The 21,886-nt window shown below is 41.8% G+C and carries 18 protein-coding genes and 5 pseudogenes; 17 read left to right on the plus strand and 6 right to left on the minus strand.

All coding sequences use genetic code 11. The features are described from left to right. Positions 1 to 154: 154 nt before the first annotated feature. The 3 genes from nadC to nadB form a co-directional block, all read right to left on the minus strand. Positions 155 to 1,027 carry a carboxylating nicotinate-nucleotide diphosphorylase gene (gene nadC, locus C7379_RS02460; protein ID WP_116615853.1) on the minus strand — a complete coding sequence of 291 codons (873 nt, stop codon included), beginning with the start codon at positions 1,025 to 1,027 and terminating at the stop codon, positions 155 to 157. A gap of 65 nt (positions 1,028 to 1,092) precedes the next feature. After that, positions 1,093 to 2,085, minus strand: coding sequence for a quinolinate synthase NadA (gene nadA, locus C7379_RS02465; protein ID WP_116615854.1), 993 nt, complete (start codon positions 2,083 to 2,085; stop codon positions 1,093 to 1,095). 19 nt (positions 2,086 to 2,104) lie between these two features. Next, a complete protein-coding gene (nadB, locus tag C7379_RS02470) occupies positions 2,105 to 3,694 on the minus strand; it encodes an L-aspartate oxidase (RefSeq protein ID WP_116615855.1) in 1,590 nt (529 codons plus the stop codon). An 817-nt stretch (positions 3,695 to 4,511) separates the two neighbouring features. Between nadB and C7379_RS02475 the strand changes: the two genes are divergently transcribed. The 7 genes and pseudogenes from C7379_RS02475 to C7379_RS02505 form a co-directional block, all read left to right on the plus strand. Further along, positions 4,512 to 5,960 carry a site-specific integrase gene (locus tag C7379_RS02475; protein WP_229039369.1) on the plus strand — a complete coding sequence of 483 codons (1,449 nt, stop codon included), beginning with the start codon at positions 4,512 to 4,514 and terminating at the stop codon, positions 5,958 to 5,960. A gap of 80 nt (positions 5,961 to 6,040) precedes the next feature. Next, on the plus strand, positions 6,041 to 7,600 hold the full coding sequence (locus tag C7379_RS02480) for an RNA-binding domain-containing protein (RefSeq protein WP_116615856.1): 1,560 nt from the start codon (positions 6,041 to 6,043) through the stop codon (positions 7,598 to 7,600). Between the two features lie 288 nt (positions 7,601 to 7,888). Continuing rightward, positions 7,889 to 8,560: a hypothetical protein gene (locus C7379_RS02485; RefSeq protein ID WP_116615857.1), complete on the plus strand. Its 672-nt coding sequence runs from the start codon at positions 7,889 to 7,891 to the stop codon at positions 8,558 to 8,560. A gap of 254 nt (positions 8,561 to 8,814) precedes the next feature. Further along, positions 8,815 to 9,177 carry a helix-turn-helix transcriptional regulator gene (locus C7379_RS02490; RefSeq protein ID WP_133241860.1) on the plus strand — a complete coding sequence of 121 codons (363 nt, stop codon included), beginning with the start codon at positions 8,815 to 8,817 and terminating at the stop codon, positions 9,175 to 9,177. Positions 9,178 to 9,184: 7 nt separating this feature from the next. Next, positions 9,185 to 9,883, plus strand: a complete 699-nt coding sequence (locus C7379_RS02495; RefSeq protein WP_116615859.1) for a DUF6291 domain-containing protein — start codon at positions 9,185 to 9,187, stop codon at positions 9,881 to 9,883. Beyond that, a complete protein-coding gene (locus C7379_RS02500; RefSeq protein WP_116615860.1) occupies positions 9,877 to 10,467 on the plus strand; it encodes a P-loop NTPase family protein in 591 nt (196 codons plus the stop codon). The genes C7379_RS02495 and C7379_RS02500 overlap by 7 nt, the downstream gene beginning before the upstream one ends. Before the next feature lie 411 nt (positions 10,468 to 10,878). Continuing rightward, positions 10,879 to 11,127: pseudogene (locus C7379_RS02505) on the plus strand (recombinase family protein); the annotation flags it as partial. Between the two features lie 130 nt (positions 11,128 to 11,257). Here C7379_RS02505 and C7379_RS02510 read toward each other — a convergent pair. The 3 genes and pseudogenes from C7379_RS02510 to C7379_RS02520 form a co-directional block, all read right to left on the minus strand. Further along, positions 11,258 to 11,644: pseudogene (locus tag C7379_RS02510) on the minus strand (transposase); the annotation flags it as partial. Positions 11,645 to 11,666: 22 nt separating this feature from the next. After that, on the minus strand, positions 11,667 to 12,659 hold the full coding sequence (locus C7379_RS02515; RefSeq protein ID WP_116615861.1) for a toprim domain-containing protein: 993 nt from the start codon (positions 12,657 to 12,659) through the stop codon (positions 11,667 to 11,669). Positions 12,660 to 12,884: 225 nt separating this feature from the next. After that, positions 12,885 to 14,155, minus strand: a pseudogene (locus C7379_RS02520) (virulence-associated E family protein). A 590-nt stretch (positions 14,156 to 14,745) separates the two neighbouring features. Here C7379_RS02520 and C7379_RS02530 point away from each other — a divergent pair. The 10 genes and pseudogenes from C7379_RS02530 (at position 14,746) to C7379_RS02575 (ending at position 21,881) form a co-directional block, all read left to right on the plus strand. Next, positions 14,746 to 15,048 (plus strand): helix-turn-helix domain-containing protein, encoded by a 303-nt coding sequence (locus tag C7379_RS02530; RefSeq protein ID WP_116615862.1) that lies wholly within the window; start codon positions 14,746 to 14,748, stop codon positions 15,046 to 15,048. Positions 15,049 to 15,060: 12 nt separating this feature from the next. Next, positions 15,061 to 15,348, plus strand: coding sequence for a helix-turn-helix domain-containing protein (locus tag C7379_RS02535; RefSeq protein WP_116615863.1), 288 nt, complete (start codon positions 15,061 to 15,063; stop codon positions 15,346 to 15,348). Positions 15,349 to 15,529: 181 nt separating this feature from the next. Beyond that, complete coding sequence (locus C7379_RS02540; protein WP_116615864.1) at positions 15,530 to 16,477, plus strand: IS30 family transposase; 948 nt, start codon at positions 15,530 to 15,532, stop codon at positions 16,475 to 16,477. Between the two features lie 24 nt (positions 16,478 to 16,501). Beyond that, positions 16,502 to 17,377: pseudogene (locus tag C7379_RS02545) on the plus strand (IS30 family transposase); the annotation flags it as partial. A 50-nt stretch (positions 17,378 to 17,427) separates the two neighbouring features. After that, a complete protein-coding gene (flxB, locus tag C7379_RS02550; RefSeq protein WP_116615865.1) occupies positions 17,428 to 18,156 on the plus strand; it encodes a flexirubin biosynthesis SDR family reductase FlxB in 729 nt (242 codons plus the stop codon). Between the two features lie 49 nt (positions 18,157 to 18,205). After that, positions 18,206 to 19,429: pseudogene (locus C7379_RS02555) on the plus strand (beta-ketoacyl-[acyl-carrier-protein] synthase family protein). A gap of 21 nt (positions 19,430 to 19,450) precedes the next feature. Further along, on the plus strand, positions 19,451 to 19,972 hold the full coding sequence (locus tag C7379_RS02560) for a hypothetical protein (protein ID WP_116615866.1): 522 nt from the start codon (positions 19,451 to 19,453) through the stop codon (positions 19,970 to 19,972). A gap of 23 nt (positions 19,973 to 19,995) precedes the next feature. After that, positions 19,996 to 20,523 carry a hypothetical protein gene (locus C7379_RS02565; protein ID WP_116615867.1) on the plus strand — a complete coding sequence of 176 codons (528 nt, stop codon included), beginning with the start codon at positions 19,996 to 19,998 and terminating at the stop codon, positions 20,521 to 20,523. A gap of 6 nt (positions 20,524 to 20,529) precedes the next feature. Then, positions 20,530 to 21,624 carry a FlxJ family methyltransferase gene (locus C7379_RS02570; protein WP_116615868.1) on the plus strand — a complete coding sequence of 365 codons (1,095 nt, stop codon included), beginning with the start codon at positions 20,530 to 20,532 and terminating at the stop codon, positions 21,622 to 21,624. A gap of 14 nt (positions 21,625 to 21,638) precedes the next feature. Continuing rightward, positions 21,639 to 21,881 carry an acyl carrier protein gene (locus C7379_RS02575; protein WP_116615869.1) on the plus strand — a complete coding sequence of 81 codons (243 nt, stop codon included), beginning with the start codon at positions 21,639 to 21,641 and terminating at the stop codon, positions 21,879 to 21,881. Positions 21,882 to 21,886: the final 5 nt, after the last annotated feature.

Genomic DNA, 21,886 nt, shown 5'->3' on the forward strand with positions numbered 1-21,886 from the left:
GGCGTGACATGGCACTCGATTGCTTTAAGCGATGTGGCCACGTCGCGCCTGAAATCATGATATATTGCGTAGAGTATGAGTAGCTTTTAGCAGCTATTCGATATGGAAGTTACATACATTTTTCGAAACATGAAGGTATGCAGTGACACCAAAATCATATATTCAACTTGTCGCTCCCAGCTGCCTTCAGACTCATATCAAGACCTTTTACGCTGTGGGTGAGCGCACCGAACGAGATGAAATCCACCCCAGCCTTGGCATAGGGTATCATTGTCTCAAAGGTAATGCCACCGCTTGACTCTGTCTCGCAACGCCCAGCAACCATCTCCACGGCCTCTCGCGTCTGACCTGGCGTGAAGTTGTCAAACATGATACGGTCGCACCCTTCAGCCAAGGCCTCTTCCAACTCCTTGAAATTGCGCACCTCACACTCTATCTTAAGTTTTTTGTGATGCTCCTCGCAATATTTCTTGGCGCGAGAAATGGCATTGCGAACACCACCGCAAAAGTCGATATGATTATCTTTAAGGAGGATCATGTCGAAAAGGCCGATGCGGTGATTCATGCCTCCGCCAATCTTTACGGCCTCTTTTTCGAGCATGCGCATGCCCGGAGTGGTCTTTCGGGTGTCCAAAACACGAGTCTTTGTGCCTGCGTCTCTCAATGCCTTTTGATACTTATGCGTCATCGTGGCAATGCCGCTCATACGCTGCAGAATGTTGAGCACAAGGCGCTCTGTCTGCAATAAGCTACGCTCTCGCCCTTTGACGGAGAGTGCAATGTCTCCCGGTTTGACAAGTGTGCCATCTTGAATAAAAACTTTGACTTCCATGTCGGGGTCAAAACGGTGAAATACTTCCTTGGCTATTTCAACGCCAGCGAATATCCCCGCCTCTTTGATAAGTAGCTTACATTCGCCCATGGCATCCTCGGGGATGCAGCAAAGGGTGGTGTGGTCGCCGTCGCCAATATCCTCACTAAAAGCGAGGTCTAATAGTTTGTCGTTCAATTCTTTTACGGAAAGCATATATTTTCGGTTTTAAGAATAAATGATCAATGTGGAATTACAAATGTGCGCAAGTCTAAAAAAACTTATAGCCCTAATCGTTTAGATATTTCTAACATGCGATTGATGGGGCGAATGGCCTTTTCTGCCACCTCGGCAGGCACTTCTATCGTGGGCCATTCATATTTCAAGCAGTTGTATAGCTTGCGCATATTAATGAGTTTCATAAAGTTACACTCGTTGCAAGCGCACGTGCTATCATCAGGCGGAGCGGGTATAAACGTTTTGTGCGGAGCCGATTTTTGCATTTCATGAAGTATACCGCTCTCAGTGGCAACGATAAACTCTTGCGCCTCGTCAGCTATGCTGTATTTCAAAAGGGCCGCCGTGCTACCCACTTTGTCGGCCATTTTTACCACTGGGCCTTTGCACTCTGGGTGCGCCAAAATCTTGGCACCGGGGTGTTCGGCCTTAAGTTTAAGTATCTTTTCCACCGAAAATTTCTCGTGTACGTGGCATGCGCCATTCCAAAGCAGCATGTTTCGCCCGGTCAGGCTGTTGATATAGCCACCCAAATTCTCGTCCGGACCGAAGATTATCGGCGTGTCTTCCGGGAAGGATTCCACGATTTGGCGTGTGTTGCTGCTTGTCACAACCACGTCGGTAACGGCCTTGGTGGCCGCGGTGGTGTTGACATAGCTGATAACAGTGTGCTCGGGATGAGCCTCGACAAACTGCTTAAACTCGTCGGCCGGACAGCTCTCGGCCAGCGAGCACGATGCGTTGAGATCAGGCACGAGCACCGTTTTTTCAGGGCAGAGTATTTTGTTGGTCTCGCCCATGAAATGAACGCCGCACATAACAATGATGCTTGCGTCGGTAGTGGCGGCCTTTTGTGCTAATGCCAAGCTGTCTCCCACGAAATCGGCAATGTCTTGCACATCGCTCTCTGTATAATAATGCGCCATGATAATGGCATTTTTTTCCTTGCACATACGGCGTATTTCTGCCTTGACATCTGTACCTTCAGGAATAGGCTCGTCCACGAAGCCCTTTTCTTTCCATTCTTGTTTAATCATAATGTTATTGTTATAAAACTTACTTTTGGTCGTAAGCGTGTTTGGGATAGTCTATGGTGTAATGCAAACCCCTGCTCTCTTTGCGCTCAATGGCTTGACGGGTGATGAGGTATCCAACGTTGATCATGTTGCGCAATTCGCATATATCGCTCGTGGGCTTTACCCGTTTGAACAGTTCCTCGGTCTCTTCGTACAGCAGATCGAGTCGTTTCCATGCCCGGCGTAAACGAAGGTCGCTGCGCACTATGCCTACATAGTTGGACATGATCTGCCCCACCTCTCGTTTGTCTTGGGCAATGAGCACCTTCTCCTCGTTGCTCATGGTACCCTCGTCATCCCATTCAGGCACCTTTTCATTAAAGCAGTAGCCATCTATAACACGCACGGCGTGCTCAGCTGCCGATTTGGCATAGACCACGGCCTCTATCAGAGAGTTGCTTGCCAAACGATTGCCGCCGTGCAATCCAGTGCATGAACATTCGCCCACGGCATAGAGCCTATGTATTGAACTCTCGCCATTGAGATCCACTTTGATTCCTCCGCACATATAGTGTGCGCTCGGGCAAACGGGTATATAGTTTTTTGTGATGTCTATACCAATGGATAGGCATTTGTTATATATGTGCGGAAAATGTTTTCTTGTCTCATCCGCGTTCTTATGCGTCACGTCTAAACATACGTGGTTTAGGCCGTGCAGTTTCATCTCTCGGTCTATGGCGCGCGCCACAATGTCGCGTGGCGCCAATGACAATCGTTTGTCATATTTCTGCATAAACTCCTCTCCATTGGGCAAGCGGAGCACGGCGCCATATCCGCGCATGGCCTCAGTGATGAGAAAGGCGGGATGGGTCTCGGCGGGATTATAAAGCACCGTTGGATGAAACTGCACAAACTCCATGTCTTTTACCGTGCCCTTGGCCCTATAAACCATGGCTATGCCGTCACCGGTGGCAATGTTCGGGTTTGATGTGGTGGCGTAGACGGCTCCCGTTCCACCCGTGGCCATCAGGGTGACACGGCTCAAAAAAGTGTCTATCTTGTGTGTGTCGGGATCCAATATGTAAGCGCCATAGCACTCTATGTCAGGTGTTTTGCGTGTCACCTCGATACCAAGGTGATGCTGGGTAATAATCTCAACGGCGTAATGGTTTTCTAAAACGGTGATATTTTTGCAGGCCCTCACGGCCGCCATCAGTCCGCGTTGTATCTCAAACCCCGTATCATCTTCGTGGTGCAAGATTCTAAACTCGCTGTGTCCACCCTCACGATGCAGGTCAAAGCAGCCTTCAGACGTCTTGTCGAAATTAACGCCCCACTTCACCAAGTCGTCAATGGCATTAGGAGCATGACGCACTACGTGTTCAACGGCTTTGCGATCGGAAATGTAATCGCCAGCTATCATGGTGTCTTCGATGTGCTTTTCGAAGTTGTCCACTTTAAGATTTGTTACTGAAGCGATGCCTCCTTGAGCCTTGGATGTGTTGGATTCGTCGAGTGAGGTCTTGCATACCAAGGCCACCTTACCCTTGCCACTATTAGCGACTTTGAGCGCAAAGGTCATGCCTGCAACTCCAGAGCCAATGACAAGAAAATCAAATTTTCGTATCATAATATCCTAAAAATTGGTCATCTTCATCTCAATGCAAAAATAATAAAAAATTCTTAGAGTATTAATGTAGTAATCAATTAATGCTTAAAAAGCGTTAAGATAGTCAGCTTTTAACATCTCACAGCATTTCCGCAAGGTGTATCAGCTAATTCCCAATATACTTTAATCCTGTCATTACACTTATCAAGGATAACAGTATTTTAAATTTTAAAATATCATGCCAAGTTTTTTGGGGGCACATACGTTGTTGTTGGCATGAAGCTAACTTTCCCATTATGTGTGAAGCCAATAACAATGTTCCATGTTTCGTCTGCACGTTTGTTTCCTTTTTTATAATGGTTTTTTAATGTTGCCATATTTTTCAGTCAATATTCAGTCAAAATTTATAATTCACTTGTGTGTTTTAAAACCTACTTGTACTGTTCATAATAGTAAGGTTAGGAGGAAATAAACTTATAACTTTTTGTATTTCGTGCGTTATTTTATATAAAAAAGAGGCGGAAATCCTTTATTATTAAGAATTTCCGTCTCTTGTGTGTTAGCATGGATTCTAACTGCGAATGCCTTGATTTCCATCGTGGACCAGACAGGGCTTGAACCTGTGACCTCCAGATTATGAGTCTGTTGAAATATGGTTTTATAAGATTTTATAAATTTTTTGTTTTTAATATATTTGCTTGGTATTCAATGATTTACTATATTTGCATCAAAAATATGAAATCTTGCGAAATGGCATAAAATAAGCGTTGGTGTTCGCACGGTGTTCGCACGGTGTTCGCAAAATGTTCGCAAGATTACATGAAATAGCTGAGGAAAAATGAAGACTGTAAAAACATCAATCAACTGTAATCGGGTGGGTAACTGTTCTCTTACTCTTGTGTTGGATAAGCGTACTAATAAAGAGACGATGGAATATCCAATGGCTATCTGCTTCACCATAGAACGAAAGCGGTACTATCATAAGTTGACCGATATGCCATTTCAAACGGAAAAGTACTTCAATAGTGTTTGTAGTGTAACAAGTTCTCGTAGTAACCTGATGGATGTTTATAAAGGTTGGCAGAAAATCTTAGAGGACTTTAGAGACAAGATCGTGAAACTTAGTAAGTCGCATGAACTGACTATTGGGCTGATTAAGACAATGCTTTCTGGAGTGGAATATCAAGACGAGCATTCTTTGTCGTTTGTTGGCATGTGGGAAGGGCTTATTGCAAGGTATCGGGATGATAATAGAGTGGGCTGTGCCGAAAATTACCAGTGGGCTCTTAACTCTTTTCTGAAGATAGTTGGTCGGACAGAAGGCTTCAAGGTGGACAAGGATGTTATAGCCAAGTGGAATGATGGAATGAAGAACGGCATAATGATTGATGGTATGCTGGTTGGGAAAATCGCTGATGCAACACGGGGAATGTATTTAAGAACTTGTCGTGTTGTTTGGAATGAATGTATTAAACGAGGCTTTCTTCCGGCTGACAAATACCCATTCTCAAATAAAGACAATGACCTCATTTCCATTCCAAGAGGGAAAAGAAGACAACAATCCTACTTGTCTATCGCTGAAATGACAGAACTCTATCATGTCTTTGAGGAGAAACGATACCCAGAAATGTGGGACAAAGAATATACGAAACGTGTACACGATTCCTTGGGATTGTTTCTTGCGCAATATTTGTGCAATGGCTTCAATCTTGCCGACGCAGGTAGACTAACTTATAATCGAACCTATTTTGCTGAGGGCGGTAGGGCTTTTGAATTTATGCGAAAGAAAACATCGGCACGAAGTAATAGTATGTCGGTGGTAGTAGTGCCTATTATTCAGCCTTTGCAATTCATCTTGGACGAAATAGCAGCCAAGCCTAAGAAAGATGCCTATGTGTTTCCACAGATATTTCAAGGTGAAGAGGATGAGTTGAAACGAAGAAAGCTCACAGTACAAGAGAATTCAAATATTAAAGATCGGGTAATCAGAGTTTGCAAGGAAGTGTTGAAGTGGAACAAAGAGCCTTCGGGAACATGGGCGAGGCATTCTTTTGCCACGAATCTCAAGTTGGCGGGAGTGGAAGAGTTGTACATATCGGAGAGCATGGGACATTCTATGGGTAACAATATTACGGTCGGGTATCAGGATATGTATCCATTGGAGACCAGATTCGAGAATAACTCAAAGTTGCTGAATCTTGTACCGAGTCCTCAGGCTGTTGATGTTGACAGTATGACACCAGAGCAAGCAAAGGAGATGCTGAAGGCAATATTAGGACAGAAATAGTACAGCTAATGCGAATATTCTTCAAGAACAAATGAAATTCTTTCTTTTTTACTAAATTTGTAGCATCAATATTAAAGGTTATGACAGAACAAGACGTGATTGCATTGCGTGATCTGGCTGAGGTTGGAAGTGCCCAGTTTAAGGAGCGAATCAATGATAAATACGATATAGGCTGCGAACTTGTTGCTTTTAGCAATAGCCATGGTGGTCGATTGGTCATTGGTATCAATGATAAGACGGGCAATATCAATGCTTTGTCTTACAAGGAACTTCAGGAGACAACAAATATGTTGACCAGTATGGCTTCAGAGAATGTTCTCCCTGGCATACTCATTGATATAGAGAATGTCCCGGTAAAAGGCGGTGCTGTCGTCGTGGCTACAATCCCTGAAGGAAAGAATAAGCCCTACCATGATAACAAAGGGGTTATTTGGGTAAAGAATGGTACCGATAAGCGAAAGATCTTTGATAATGCTGAAATTGCAGAGATGATGACTGGTTGTGGAGCATTCTTTCCCGATGTGGCAGCTGTCAATGATATAACCGTTGATGACCTTGACGAGAGGACGCTGAAGATTTATCTTCAGAACCGTTTTACAAAAGTGTTAGGTCTGAAAGGGTTTGTTGGTGATAAATACAAGAAGGCCTCGCTCGATGAGATAGCTAATGCCATAGCTAAAAATCATGATATTAGTCAGTTGCTGCGTAATCTACATTTTATACTGCCTACCGGTAGGCTTACGGTGGCTGCAGTTCTTCTGTTTGCCTCATATACTCAACGATGGTTGCCAGTGATAACAGCAAAATGTATCTGTTACGTTGGCAATTCTGTTGGTGGAACACAGTTTCGTGACAAGGTAGATGATGCTGATATGGAAGGAAACTTGCTCCATCAGTTTGATACCATCATGGCATTCTATACACGTAATCTCCGCACAGTACAAGCTAATGATGAGTTTAATTCTAAAGGTGAACTGGAAATTCCTTATGTTAGTCTTGTAGAATTTACCGTTAATGCTCTGGTACACCGTTCACTTAACTGGAGAGCTCCTATCCGTATCTTTATCTTTGATGACAGATTGGAAATCCATAGTCCCGGAACACTTCCTGATGGGCTGACTGTAGATGACATCAAAGCAGGTACCTCTATGCCTCGAAACGTGTTCCTTTTTAATAATGCGAATTACTTACTACCCTACACAGGTGTTGGTAGTGGTATTCAGCGTTCTTTGGAAACGGGACTTGATGTGCAGTTTGAGAATAATGAGAAATCACGGGAGTTCTTGGTCACAATTTATCGTCATACTAATCTGGAAAGTAGCCAAGAAACAGATAAAAGTAACCAAGATAAGGCGAAAAGTAACCAAGAAGCCGCTCATTCAATTCAAAGGAGTTATGGAAAACTAACCAAGAAACAAATTGATTTACTCAACTTCTGCAGCGTACCTCGAACAGCTCAGGAAATAATGGATAGGCTGCGAATTACCAATCAAACTAGGAATAGAAAGAAGCATATCAATCCCCTCTTAGAGATGGGTATGCTGGAAATGACCATTCCAGAACACCCGAACGATAAGAATCAGAAGTATCGTAAGATAAGGTCTGGCGACAATCCCACTTTGCCCATTGCTGAATGTTGATAAATTCAGCAAGTTTTTAGCATAAATTCAGCAATTCCTGTTGGCAAGTAGTTGATAATCAGTGACTATACATTCTTCAGCAAGATGTTGGCTTTGTGCGTTTTTCGGCAAGATACTAAAGCCCGTATAGTTCATGCTAAAAAGTAACCAAGCTGTTGAAGAAGTGATCGAGGATGGACGAAAAGTAACCAAGATACAATTAAAAGTAACCAAGTAACTCTCAAAAAGTAACCAAGTAAGTAATCAAGATAATAAGGGAAGTAACCAAGAAATAAAGCAATAAAAGTTATGAAGATAAGCGACAAAGCCTTTAAGGTGTTTGTGTATTCAGGGTTTGGTGTGGCCTGCCCTATTCTGGTGGTGACGCTTGGCATGCTGCTCGCCGGATATCATATATCTACCGAGGCTAAGTTCTGGTTGTGGTTGGTAGCTTTGGTTTCCTTAATCATAATGATTATGGCTTTGATTCGGATTTTATGTGATTTCTTACCAGTAGATAGACTGGCGAATAAAATAAGAAACCATCATTACACTTCAGAAGTTCAAGCTGCCTTAGACAAGATAGAAATAGAAGATCAAAAGATTTCAACCAGTGAGAAGATTCAGGAAGAGAATCCCTTGAAATCATACTTTGTTTGGCAATTTGTCAATAAGGATTATGTTAATCAGCCTGTTTTTGAAACCTATCAGAAGTTGTTTAAGGAAAAGAACGGAGGAAAAAATGTTGTCCTGGCTTTCTATTGCGGTGCAGATACAAATATGAACTGGTTAATATCCATCCCGACCCATGCCGAAGCTGTTAGGATATTTGGGGAAGAGACAGTTGGCAGCAAGAATAATTATAGTGTGCAGAAAGGTAATTTCACCCCTGGAAATCTTGATGATAAGAAACTATCAGAAATAAGGGCCATGAAACTATTGATGAAAAAGATATTGGCAGGCTTGCAAGAGCAAGCGTAAGACTACAGAAGATAAGAAAAATAACCTCCAACAGTTTGTTCTGCTGGAGTTTTTTTGATTGAATCTTGGAGAACTACTTGGGACGATATGGTACATCTTGCAGAACATGATGGAATGTCTAAGAACCTTATTGTGAAAAGTTGATTTATAGCCTTTATTCTTAGCCTTTGTGTCATTGGATAGCATAATTTTGCATTGTGCTTTAAAGGACGGAACCTTCCACCGTAACCTGAAATGCAATGCCAACATATGCTATGGAAGGTAGCAGTGAGGTTGGTCATGTCAAACTATTCAATGATAGAACAATGGAAGATCATAATTCGATTATTGGTACCCAGCTCATCGTGATGACAAAATCAGATTTAGACGAGTTAATTCATAAGGCTGCGTACAAAACGGAAGACTCCTCTTCTGATAGCAACGGTGCAGAAAAACCTGCTATACCCAATGAGGAACGCTTTATTACACGTGAGGAAGCCTCCCGACTTCTTCATGTGGATTTGAGTACTTTGTGGCGGTGGAACAAGACAAAGGTGTTATGCGCAAGAAAAGTAGGCCCCCGCAGAGTGATGTACAACTATGCAGAGGTTCTGTGTCTATTGAACGATTCTAAATAATACAGCTATGGAGAAGGAAATCAAGGGCTTTATGCTGTTTACAGACCAAAAGGAGGCCATCTGCTGTTTGGACGATGCAGAGGCAGGAATCCTCTTCAAGGCTCTTTATGGCTATGCTGCCAGTGGGGATAGACCAACGTTTGAGGACAAGGCTTTGATGTCCCTCTTTTGTATGCTTCGTATCCAGATTGATCGTAGCCAAAGCTCATACGAGAAGAGATGTCGGGCGAATAGGGCCAATGCCCTGAAACGTCAGGCATCTCGATTGGTTACAAGTAAGGTAGAGAACCAAACACAACTATCGTCGGCCATCGTTAGCGATGGCAATCCGTCGCAGGATAAGAATAAGACTAAGAGTAAGGATAAGAATAACATTGATGAAGAAGCTATCACTTCTGTCATCAATGTTGGTGATATGATGGACTCGTTTGAGATGATTTGGAAGATGTATGGTAAGCCTGTGGGAAACATTGTGACCTTGAGGGAAAAGTGGATGCTGCTAACTGATGAAGACAGGACGAAAATCATGCAGTATATCCCGCAGTATGTAGCTTCCCGCCCAGAAGTGCAATACCGCAAGAACTTTGAGAACTTTCTCTCCCAAAGAATATGGGAAACCGAGCCTATCCGAAATGCTAACATAAAAGTGGGTATTGTGCTGCAAGACAATGCCCCCAATAAATACGAAAACGATGAATCATGGTAACAATGAATATAGATACTTTTAACGCAACAGTGGAAAAGCTACGCAATACGGGATTCAGCCCGGATGCCTCAAACGTGTATCTCCATATCCCAGAGGCAAAGCAGGCACTGGCTATTGGATTAAAACGTTTTGTTGCTAATCCACAATGGTTGCCAGAATACGATTTGATAGCAGATTGGCTGTCAGATAATCATGGCAGAGGATTGCTTTGTATTGGCCATGTAGGACGTGGAAAAACGGTAATCTGTGCTAAAATTCTTCCAGTGATCCTCAATTACTACTGCCATCTGATAGTTAATGTGGCAGATGCCACCGAATTCAATACAAAACATGAGGAGTTGAAACAACGCCATATCCTTTGCATTGATGATGTAGGCGTGGAAAATGAGGCTATCAGGTATGGTGAGCGGAAAGTGCCATTTGCAGAATTGGTTGACTTGGCAGAGAAGAAAGGTAAGTTATTGCTGATTACTACCAATCTCACTACGGCGGAACTGTCGGCAAAGTATGGTGCAAGGACGCTCGACCGTTTAAAAGCTATTACACATGTCGTGCACTTTGAGGGTGAAAGCCTACGTCGGTAAGTTACTAAGACGAGAATTCACAAGTCCGAAAGATAGTGAAATACCGATTTAGTGAAATAAAGATTTAGTGAAATAAAGATTAGTAAATCACTATTTTGTAAAATCACGATTTTTACATACTGAGGAGCATGTTACTCTTACAGAATTTGATTAGCAAGTTGTACTTTTGTGCGGACAAATCGTTTCTGGGAAACGCCCTATCCTGCAAAAGTGACTTGCCAGCCGTTCCTGCTGGAGGATAATGCTCGCAACTCGTATTATCAAAATCCATGGAAAAATGAGCGGCACAATATCGCCAAAAGGCAGACAAGATAAATAAAACAGAGCAAACTCAGATTTGGACCATATTTGGTGTTATTAGAAAATACGATATATTCTTAAATTTCAAAGTATTTTTAATTCTATCTGAATATGATTTACGGTTACATTAGAGTAAGTAGTGACAAGCAAACTGTTGAAAACCAACGATTTGAAATCAATAATTTTTGCGAGAAACAGCACCTTCAAGTCAATGATTGGATTGAGGAGACTATCAGTGGCACAAAGAACTATACTAAACGGCAACTCGGCAACCTCCTCAAAAAGGTTGGTAAGGATGACGTTATCATCTGTAGCGAGCTCTCTCGTCTGGGGCGCAACCTTTTTATGATTATGGAGATATAACTTCAGTTCGGGTTAAGCCTGTCCCTATTTTGACAAGTTAGGAGCATTGTTCCTTGTTAGAGTCATGTGCATGCTCATACATCCCACTCTATCATGAATGGGATATGATTTAGATAAAAAATGTTGCTTAAAACAACGCCAACTGCTTAGTGTCTTCTATGCAATATCCCTGGAGAGCTTCTGCCTTGTTTTCAAAGAAGCAGTATGCCCCCAAGGCAGATACAAGATTCATGATAAAGTTTGTCATAGACCTATGGCGTGAATGTACAATTTGGGCAGTGTTTTTCAGAAGATCATTGATGGTTTTTATGATATATCTTTTGCGCAGCATCATTCTATCATAGAAAGGCATGAGTTTGTTTTTCATATTTACTCTGAGCCCCGTCATCAACTGAATACCATCTTCAAAAAGAAAGTCAAAAAGTTTTTGTGATATGTATCCTTTGTCAGCGAACAGTTTGCCATCCAGACGTTTGGCAAGAACCTTGAAAACCTTTGGGTCTTTGTCATTCATCATTGTTTTCTTTTTCATTTCTCTATCTGATTTTATGTTTGCCTTGTTTTGATTCCTTGTTTTGATTTTGGACTGTAACCGACATGTGTGCCTGTATCTTCCCTTTATGCTTCTGTCGCTCACGGACACGGCTGACATGAAACTCGTTGAGGTCTTTGAAATCCTTGTAGTGTATGCTCATGTTCTCAACATGAAAGCCTGCCCCTGCAAACTCCTGTACGGCTCTCCGCCCTGCATCGTCATTATCAAGGAAGGTACGAATGGAAGATATTCCCTGTGCATTCATATAACGAATTGCTTTGGCGGTATTGCTCACGGAGTTTAGCACAAGGCAGGCACTTGTTACTTTTTCTTTCATTGAAAGGAAGGAGAGGAAGTCCATAAATCCCTCGAACACGAAACTTGGCTGTATTTGTTTTGTTATCTTATACATAAATATGGGAGTGATGTCTTTCGGAGCTATCGTTCCCTTGAACGATCCGTTATCCCGAAGCTCATACCCTCCCGACAGGTTGGCAAAGCCGATGGCTTGATAGCGCCTGCCCCTTACCTCATAGCTGATACATTTGAGGAAAGGCGTAGCCTTTTCCAAGTTGATGCAACGCACCTTTGTAAGGTATTCCTGAAAATGTGGTGGCAGAGTGTCTGATATTTCTATCAGTCTCCTTGCTCCATTTACAGCCATCACAGGCTGGGAATTATTTGGCACGAAGTCATTAAGAGAACTATATGTGCCATTATCGGAAACGTTCTGCCCCAAACGACGGATGGCTTCCGATAGCGTGCATCCCTCCATACGCATACAGAGGTCGATGATGCTTCCGCCCCGTCCTTCGCCATAATCTATCCAAAGGTTCTTCTCTGTGTCCACCTTGAAGCTTGGATGCGTTTCCTCCCTGAGCGGTGAACAATACAGGGCATAGGCAGCAGTCCTACGTACAGGCTTGATGCCTTTCCTTTCAAGATACTCTACGATGGGGTATCGCTTGATACGTGATAAATCTTCTTCTTTCATTGTGATATGTTTTAATTGAATTGATTAAATAATTTTTGTTTGAATGACAATAGTTCGTCTGAATTATATTTGAATGAATTTCCCTTTTCCTAAGTCTTTCCCCTCCAAACTTTTTCATCTTTCTTCTTACTACAAACTACTCTACTCTAAGTTGTTGTTAATCAGTTATATATTATGATTTTGAAGAAACTACACATCCAACTACATTTGCCTATTACACATAGTTTACGACATCTGACTGCTGCAACTATTCAGCAAAGGACACGGCAGAATCTTTCTTACCTTATACACATAGATGGGGCTGCCACCGTCACGCCTTCGGCTTACTTTCTCAAAGCCTGCCTTTCTAAGGGCTTCGCCCATGTGCTTTAAGGACAAGGGATGATGCGTATAGTAGCCTAAGTAGGTGATTATCTCGGTGGTGGTCATATAGGTACAATAGGGATTATCCTCCGTTGGCTTCTCAAAGCAGCGTAGCAGTAGTTCCATTTCTGCGGTCTGCACTTGGAAATCCTCGCTCTCCTGTATAGTTCCGTTATCTCTTCATCGTCAAACCAATAGCGGAAACCTATGCTCAACAAGGCTTTAGATTCCGCATATACTCTGTCCATTGAAATACGTTTTGCTCTCTCAATATCTATGGAAAGCACTTCAAAGGGCAGGAACCGTCTGCTTCCTGTAGGGTCTGTAAGAAAGTCATTGCCGTTCACTGATGCCACAAAGCTTGCCAAGTGGGGATGCTCTTCCACGTATTTGTCGTAGGGTATATGGTATTTGACCATCGGACAGGTGATGAGGTTTTTGAGCTCGTTCTCGTCCCGTTTGTTGAGGGCTTTGAGCTGGTCGTCAATGTTTACGATGAGGTTTTGCTCGATATAGGTGAGCGTGTCCTTCTCCTGCGGATATATCTTGCCGGTATAACTGTAACCGTGCAGTTTGGGTGGACAAAGTAAATCGAGAAACGTTGTCTTGAACTTTCCCTGCTCACCTGTGAGCACAAGGCAGGTATGGTTACGGCATTCACGGTTGTCCATGGCATTAGCGACCACCGCCACAAGCCATTTGGTAAGATACGGCAACCACTTGTCAGAGTTGCGCACGACCACGCAACTTGCCAAGTTGGGAATGGCTTTCAGTGAAAGGGAAGAACTACTGCTTATATCCACCGATGGTAAGTTTTTGAAATACTCCTGTATAGGGTTGATACGTGGAGAGAAGCTGCTCTCGATAATGGAGTAGAGATTATCAGAAGATGTGATAATCCCGATGTCGTTGTCTATCTCTCTGCGGAGCGTGTTGATTTCATAGCGACCCACTTTTGAGAAGTGAGTATCGTCCTTGTCCCTGTATTCAGTTCTTCCCAACACCGTGTTGTATCTGAACTCATAATAAGAGGAGAGATAAGTTTCTATCTCACCATTTTTGGAGGAAGTCTTCCTTTGCTTAGGCATATTGTTTCCTCCCTTCGATTTGCTTTTATCTGCATTCTTCTTCATTATATGCTTAGTTTGGTTTCCGAGAGTGAAGTTATGAAGAGAACAGGAAAGTTCCAAGCATTCAAAGAGTGCTTGCATAATGTTGCATTCATTGGCAATAAAGTTCGCACGGATTTTTATGGAGACAGAAAAAGAAATGACTGATTTAAACACGAATTAAGTCAAAACTGGGTATAAAATAGCAAGGAAAGACAGAGATAGAAGTGTACCTTTTGCACTCGTTTGCAGTATTCTGCATCGATATTGCAAACAATAGAATCAGCACAGAAATAGGGTATCGTTTGTCCACACTAAAAGTGTTACAAGGTGTCACTTGAACGAAGAATGATTGAATAGGACATACCCCGCTCTATCTTTGCACCAAACGGACGGTGAAAGAAGAAAACAGAGAAAGAATGCGCAAACGGCTGCCGATAAAATGCGTTAGTTTTCCTTGAAGTTCCCGATATTTCCCAGCCATTCCTTAATGCTTTGAAGTATGACAAACTCATCATACTTTTGCAGGCATAAACGTGCGATGAAACGCAGAACAGACAAAGGTGTTGTCAATACCAATAAGACAAAAGTACAAACAAAACAACAATAGAATTATGGGATATTTTATCATTACGGATTCAAACTGGGCAAAACTGAGGAACGAGATACTCAGTCTTGCCGAGACCTGCCACAAGGCATTCGGAGAACAGAGCAGGCACACCGATTGGCTGCACAACGGCGATGTATGCAGGTTGCTTAATATCAGCAAGCGTACATTGCAGCACTATCGGGATACAGGTGTGTTGCCTTTTGCCCAAATAGGGCATAAGTGTTATTACAAGCATGAGGACGTGGAGTGGCTGTTGCAGACTAAATCGGAGAAGCCTAAAACAGATAAATCTAAGAATAACAAATAAAATAAGATGACAATGGAGTCAATAAAGGACTTGAATATGGAAGCGGATGATATGCAGGTGGTGCTGTCCGCACTTGAAGGAGTGAACAGACGGATAAAGGAAGTGGCACAGACACATAAACCGCTGTTTGGAGGTGAGCATTTCCTAACGAGCAAGGACATATGCGAGCGACTGTATATCAGCCCTCGTACCTTGCAGGACTATCGGGACAGGAAAGTTATCCCCTATACGCAATTCGCAGGGAAGATACTCTATAAGGAGTCGGATTTGGAAAGGCTGTTAGAGGAGAATTATAAGTGATAGCGCAAGTTCAACATAGAACTGCAATCCCAAGTACGGGTGTAGCTTAATAATCCATACCTGAAAACACCGAGGGGTTTGGGGGCGAGCAGCCCCCATGAGTGGAAAAATCAGCAAGCAATGCATAAAAATGAAAAAGGGAGACCTCTGTCTCCCAAAGATTAATTAAATTTGCATTGCTATGTACAAACAATTAACCTCGGAGCAAAGGTACACAATTTCTGTGCTACTCCAAAACGGAATGAAACAAAAAGACATTGCCAAAGCGATAAATGTAAGTCCAAGTACAGTGTCACGTGAAATAAGACGTAACAGTGGGATTAGAGGACACTACAACTGGGAGACAGCCCAAGCAAATGCAGTACGCACAAAACGCAAGAAGCCAGGTAATCGTTCAGTTGACAAGGATGTCATGGAAGAGGCGAAACGCTTTCTTGTTACCGAACAGTGGTCTCCGAAACAAATATACGGTGCATTGGCCAATGATGGCAAGTATATTTGTCATGAAACCATATACCGTATGATACGTAAAGACAAGGCAGAAGGAGGGAAACTATACCAACACTGTCGTCACAGGCTAAAGCATCGTGCCAGACCTGTCGGGGGCAGACGCATATCCATAGTCAACAGAACAAGCATCAGCGAAAGACCTGCAGAAGCTGACGGCAAGCGCTTTGGGGACTTCGAGATGGATACTATCGTAGGAAGAGGAAATCACGGTGCCATCGTTACACTGATAGAACGCAGTACAAACATGCTGTTTATGAGAAAACTTAAAAAGGGAAAGAATGCCATAGAGCTGGCACGTACTGTAATACATCTGCTATCTCCATTCAAAGGGCATGTCAAGTCTATTACAACAGACAACGGTACTGAATTCGCTTGCCATGAAATGATAGGAAAAAGCCTTGGTGTCAACATCTATTTTGCCGATCCATACTCTTCATGGCAGAAGGGCGGCATAGAAAATGCAAACGGACTGATTAGGCAATACGTGCCAAAATCAGAAACTTTTGAACATGTCAGCCATCAACAAATCACAAAGTGTTCAAGGAAAATTAACATGAGACCAAGAAAGAAATTAGGATTTAAAACACCATACGAGTGCTTTTACGAACAAATTAAGTAAATTTGCACTTGCTTGTTGAATTCACGGATTGCCAAAGCGATAAATGTAAGTCCAAGTACAGTGTCTCGTGAAATAAGACGTAATAGTGGAGTCAGAGGACGCTATAATTGGGAAACAGCCCAAGCAAATGCAGTACAGACAAAGCGCAGAAAGCCAGGCAATCGTTCAATCGACAAGGATGTCATGGAAGAGACAAGGCATCTTCTTGTTACCGAGCAATGGTCTCCGGAACGAATATCCGGTGTATTGGCCAAGGACGGCAAGTATATTAGCCATGAAACCATATATCGTATGATACGTAAGGACAAGGCAGAAGGAGGAACATTATATAAACACTGTCGTCACAAGCTGAAGCGTCGCACCAGACCTGTTGGTGGTAGGCGCATATCCATACCCAACAGAACAAGCATCAGTGAGAGACCTGCTGAAGTTAACGGAAAACGCTTTGGAGACTTCGAGATGGACACGATTGTTGTAAGAGGAAACCATGGGGCCATCGTGACACTGATAGAGCGCAGTACAAGTATGCTGTTTATGAGAAAACTCAAAAAGGGGAAAAATGCCAAAGAACTGGCACGTACTGTAATACATTTGCTGTCTCCATTCAAAGAGCATGTCAAGTCTATTACAACTGACAACGGTACTGAATTCGCTTATCATGAAATGATAGGCAAAAGCCTTGGTGTCACCATCTATTTTGCTGACCCATACGCTTCATGGCAGAAAGGGGCCATAGAAAATGCAAACGGACTGATTAGGCAATACGTGCCAAAAACAGAAACGTTTGAACATGTCAGCCATCAACAAATCACAAAGTATTCAAAGAAAATTAACATGAGACCAAGAAAGAAATTAGAATTTAAAACACCATATGAGTGCTTTTACGAACAAATTAAGTAAATTTGCACTTTCACGTTCTTCAAAAAATATAATAAAACAATTAATAAAATATGAAATATGCTTTAGTAACAGGAGCCTCGCGAGGTATAGGACGTGCAGTGGCTTTGCGCTTAGCAAATGAGTATCCTGTCATAATCAATTATCATTCTAATTCCGAAAGTGCTAATGAGGTAAAGGAACTAATAGAGGCGAACGGGGGTTATGCAGAGTTGCTACCTTTTGATGTTGCAGATTCACAATCTATAGAAAATGCGATTGACCTGTGGGAACAAAGACATCCTGATGATTATATTTCTGTGTTAGTAAACAATGCAGGTATTCGTCGAGACAATGTTATGTTTATGATGGCAAATGAGGAATGGCATGATGTCATCAATACGAATCTTAATGGCTTTTTCTATATCACAAGACGCCTATTGAAACATATGATGCCTCGTAAACGAGGTGGAAGAATTATAAACATGTCATCGCTTTCTGGTTTGAAAGGAATGGTAGGTCAGGTAAATTATAGTACTGCAAAAGCAGCGCTAATAGGAGCGACGAAAGCTTTAGCTCAAGAGGTAGCCCCTCGTAACATCACAGTGAATGCAGTGGCTCCAGGTTTCATACAAACAGATATGACTAAGGATTTGCCACAGGACGAACTTAAAAAGTTAGTACCTGTAGGACGTTTTGGAAAACCAGAAGAAGTGGCAGCATTGGTAGGCTTCTTGGTTTCGGATGACGCAGCCTACATCACTGGTGAGGTAATCAGTATAAATGGTGGTCTTTATACATAATCGCTATTACATTCCAATCATTCATAATATAATTAAGGTATAATAAGTAATGGAAAGAAGAGTCGTAATTACAGGTATGGGTATTTGGTCATGCCTTGGTACTGACCTAGAAACGGTCAAGAATTCATTATATAATGGAAAATCAGGTATAGGCGTACAGCCCGAACGTTTAACATATGGTTACCGTTCTGCGTTGACTGGCATTGTTGAGGAACCTGTCATAACAAAGAAGATGCTTGACCGTCATACACGCGCAGGAATGTCAGAAGAGGCAAAATATGCTTACATGTCTAGTCTGCAAGCATTTAATCAAGCTAAAATTTCTGATGAGTATTTGCTAAACAATGAAGTTGGATGTATTTTTGGCAATGATTCTTCTGCAAAACCTGTGATTGAAGCTTCGAAAATTATGGATGAGAAGCATGATTCTGCCATGTTGGGCTATGGTATTATCTTTCAGTCTATGAATTCCACAGTTAATATGAATCTCAGTACAATTTTCCACCTTAGAGGAGTTAACTTTACTGTTAGTTCAGCTTGTGCAAGTGGAAGTCATTCCATTGGCCTAGGTTTTATGATGATAAAGCAAGGTTTACAAGATATTGTATTATGTGGGGGTGCTCAGGAAACCAATTATTATTCTATGGCTTCCTTTGACGCGCTCGGTGCGTTTTCTATTCGTATGGACGAGCCGACAAAAGCGAGTCGTCCTTTTGACCGTGACTGAGATGGTCTGATACCAAGCGGTGGTGCTGCCTCTTTGGTTTTGGAAGAGTATGAGCATGCTAAGGCTCGTGGTGCTAATATTCTTGCAGAAGTCGTTGGCTATGGTTTTTCAAGCAATGGTGGCGGTATCAGTCAGCCGTCTGATGATGGTAGTGTTATAGCCATGACTCGTGCGCTCAATATGGCAGGAATAAAGGAAGACGATATTGATTATATCAATGCTCATGCAACCAGCACTCATCAAGGCGACATGTATGAAGCGATAGCTCTCAACCGTATGTTCAAAGGAAAACACGCTCTGATTTCATCGACTAAAGGTATGACAGGACATGAATGTTGGATGGCAGGAGCCTCTGAGATTGTTTACAGCACTTTGATGCTGCAAAACAACTTTGTGGCTCCTAATGTCAACTTCGAAAATCCTGATGAATACTCGGAGAGATTGAACATTGCAACCAAGACTGTAGATAAAGAAATAAATACGGTGTTGAGTAACAGTTTTGGGTTCGGAGGCACAAACTCTGCATTGGTTATCAAAAGAATATAAATTACTTTTAAATAAATAATTATGAAGCATATATTGTTTGTGATTGCTGCATGTCTGGTTTGTCTTAACGCTTTAGCAGGCAGCGACATCAAGGTAAAAAGTGGAAAATCTGTTGTTGTCAAGGAAAATGCAAACGCAGTAATAGTTTTCGATTTCTCAAATGCTCGTTGGGAACAAAAGGAGAGTTTCAAGGATTGGAGTGGAACTGATTACGAAAAACGAGTCAATGTGGCCTCAGAATGCTTTGTAAACTCTTTTAATGAGAACACCAAAGGGTTAAAATTGGTTACAAACAAAGATCTAGCCGAATACTCGATTATTTTTAAAGTGACAAATTTAGAAAAGCACCAAGCTTTTACAGGTATGTGGGGGCAAGGCAAGATTTCTGTAACGGGAACCATTGATATTTTAAACATCAAAACCCAGGAACAAGTGTGTTCTATATTTATTGACGGATATGGCGCTTCGAAGGACTATAACGTCACTGATGGCATAGGTAAATGTTTCAAGGCGTTAGGAAAAGATATGACTAAGTTAAAATAAATACAACAATATTACTAAGCAAAATGAAAAAAATAGCATTAATTTTGATGGCGATAATGGTCACGTTAACCACAGACGCACAGAAAATATTAGACGGCTCAATACCTTCTTTAAAAGGAGAAGGTAAAATTAATCTTAAAATTGATTTTTCAGAAACGAAAATCGACGATAAATCAATTGCAGATTGGTTAGAATACCGTCAAGCTACTCAGCCTAAATATGATGCCCAAAAAGAGTTGGAGAACGAGCTTAAACCTGTTGTTCAAGAGAAAATTTTAAAGAACTTGAATAACAAATTATCTAAAAAAGGAGCCTTTGTTACAATTAATACCAATGCAAAATATACTTTATCAGTAAAACCCATTAGTGTTTCTAAAAAAGGCGATAACACGAATGAATGCTACATATTGGACGAGGATGGCAATGCTCTTGTAAAATTTCAGATTTCTGGTTCTGGTGGTCATTGGGGGAGTATGAGCAATTTGTGGGGTGACGGCTATGAAGATGCCGCAAAAAAAATAGCTTCTTTTATATTAAAATGCTTTAAATAAGATAGTATGAATCTTTTTAAATCTGAAAGCGATAGATATACAAAAGAGCAACTTTCCGCTCGTGAAGCTCAACGCCAGGCTGAGTTTATCGCTTGGGGACCTGTCATTTTTCAGGTTTCCCGACTTATGGTAAAATGGGGAATATTGGATGAACTGCGTGATAGTACTGATGGACTTACTTTAATAGAGTTGCAACAGAAAACAAAATTGTCGGAGTATGTTCTTAAGATATTATTGGAGGCATCACTCAGTGCTGGTACTGTTTTAATAGACAAGAAAACAGACAAGTACTATATTTCCAAGACTGGATGGTTCTTGCTCAACGATCCTGCCACACGAGTCAACATCGACTTTAATCATGATGTGAATTATCGTGGAATGTTCTATCTTGACGAAGCTCTGAAAGAAGGTAAGCCTGCAGGCTTGAAAACACTTGGTGAATGGCCTACTATTTATGAGGGACTTTCAAAACTCGCTCCACAGGTACAGCAGAGTTGGTTTGGTTTTGATCATTTCTATAGCGATCATTCTTTTGATACAGCTTTGAATATTGTTTTTGGTAAAAAAACTAAGCACTTGATGGATGTCGGTGGTAATACTGGACGTTTTGCGCTTCGTTGTGTAAACTATGATAAAGATGTAAACGTTACAATCGTAGATCTTCCTGGACAAATCGGCATGATGAAGAAAAATGTAGAGGGGCTAACGGGTGCAGACAGAATAGAAGGCTACCCAACCAATATTCTTGAAGTAGAAAATGAGTTGCCGACAGGAAAATGGGATGCCATTTGGATGAGCCAGTTCTTGGACTGTTTTTCCGAAGAAGAAATATATAGCATTCTTGCCCGTACTGCAAAGGTGATGAACGAGAATACCACCTTATATATAATGGAAACCTTCTGGGATCGCCAAAAATATGAACCAGCATCGCTCTGCTTGACTATGACAAGTGTTTATTTTACGGTAATGGCAAATGGAAATAGCAAGATGTATCATTCTGATGACATGATAAAGCAAATTGAACGTGCCGGATTGAAAGTTGTGGCTACTCATGATGGTATAGGGCAAGGACATACAATATTAGAAGTAAAACTTAAATAATTAGATAAATAAAAATGGAAAGAAAAGTAATTGAAGAGAAAGTAAGAAATTTCCTCATTGAGGATTTGGAAATTGAGGAAGAGAAGATTGCACCAGAAGCAAAGTTAAAGGACGATCTTGGTATTGATAGTCTTGACTTCGTTGATATTGTTGTTATCGTGGAGAAGAACTTTGGTTTCAAGATTAAGCCTGAGGAAATGCAGGGGGTTGTAACCCTTAGCCAGTTCTGCGACTATATTGAGAGCAAGGTAGGCTAAGTGAA

The sequence above is a fragment of the Hallella colorans genome (assembly GCF_003096815.1).
Lineage (GTDB): Bacteria > Bacteroidota > Bacteroidia > Bacteroidales > Bacteroidaceae > Prevotella > Prevotella colorans.

Coding starts and splice junctions, on each gene's coding strand:
- nadC (WP_116615853.1), bottom strand. CDS start 1,027: ATGCTTTCCGTAAAAGAATTGAACGACAAACTATTAGACCTCGCTTTT.
- nadA (WP_116615854.1), bottom strand. CDS start 2,085: ATGATTAAACAAGAATGGAAAGAAAAGGGCTTCGTGGACGAGCCTATT.
- nadB (WP_116615855.1), bottom strand. CDS start 3,694: ATGATACGAAAATTTGATTTTCTTGTCATTGGCTCTGGAGTTGCAGGC.
- C7379_RS02475 (WP_229039369.1), top strand. CDS start 4,512: ATGAAGACTGTAAAAACATCAATCAACTGTAATCGGGTGGGTAACTGT.
- C7379_RS02480 (WP_116615856.1), top strand. CDS start 6,041: ATGACAGAACAAGACGTGATTGCATTGCGTGATCTGGCTGAGGTTGGA.
- C7379_RS02485 (WP_116615857.1), top strand. CDS start 7,889: ATGAAGATAAGCGACAAAGCCTTTAAGGTGTTTGTGTATTCAGGGTTT.
- C7379_RS02490 (WP_133241860.1), top strand. CDS start 8,815: ATGGAAGGTAGCAGTGAGGTTGGTCATGTCAAACTATTCAATGATAGA.
- C7379_RS02495 (WP_116615859.1), top strand. CDS start 9,185: ATGGAGAAGGAAATCAAGGGCTTTATGCTGTTTACAGACCAAAAGGAG.
- C7379_RS02500 (WP_116615860.1), top strand. CDS start 9,877: ATGGTAACAATGAATATAGATACTTTTAACGCAACAGTGGAAAAGCTA.
- C7379_RS02515 (WP_116615861.1), bottom strand. CDS start 12,659: ATGAAAGAAGAAGATTTATCACGTATCAAGCGATACCCCATCGTAGAG.
- C7379_RS02530 (WP_116615862.1), top strand. CDS start 14,746: ATGGGATATTTTATCATTACGGATTCAAACTGGGCAAAACTGAGGAAC.
- C7379_RS02535 (WP_116615863.1), top strand. CDS start 15,061: ATGGAGTCAATAAAGGACTTGAATATGGAAGCGGATGATATGCAGGTG.
- C7379_RS02540 (WP_116615864.1), top strand. CDS start 15,530: ATGTACAAACAATTAACCTCGGAGCAAAGGTACACAATTTCTGTGCTA.
- flxB (WP_116615865.1), top strand. CDS start 17,428: ATGAAATATGCTTTAGTAACAGGAGCCTCGCGAGGTATAGGACGTGCA.
- C7379_RS02560 (WP_116615866.1), top strand. CDS start 19,451: ATGAAGCATATATTGTTTGTGATTGCTGCATGTCTGGTTTGTCTTAAC.
- C7379_RS02565 (WP_116615867.1), top strand. CDS start 19,996: ATGAAAAAAATAGCATTAATTTTGATGGCGATAATGGTCACGTTAACC.
- C7379_RS02570 (WP_116615868.1), top strand. CDS start 20,530: ATGAATCTTTTTAAATCTGAAAGCGATAGATATACAAAAGAGCAACTT.
- C7379_RS02575 (WP_116615869.1), top strand. CDS start 21,639: ATGGAAAGAAAAGTAATTGAAGAGAAAGTAAGAAATTTCCTCATTGAG.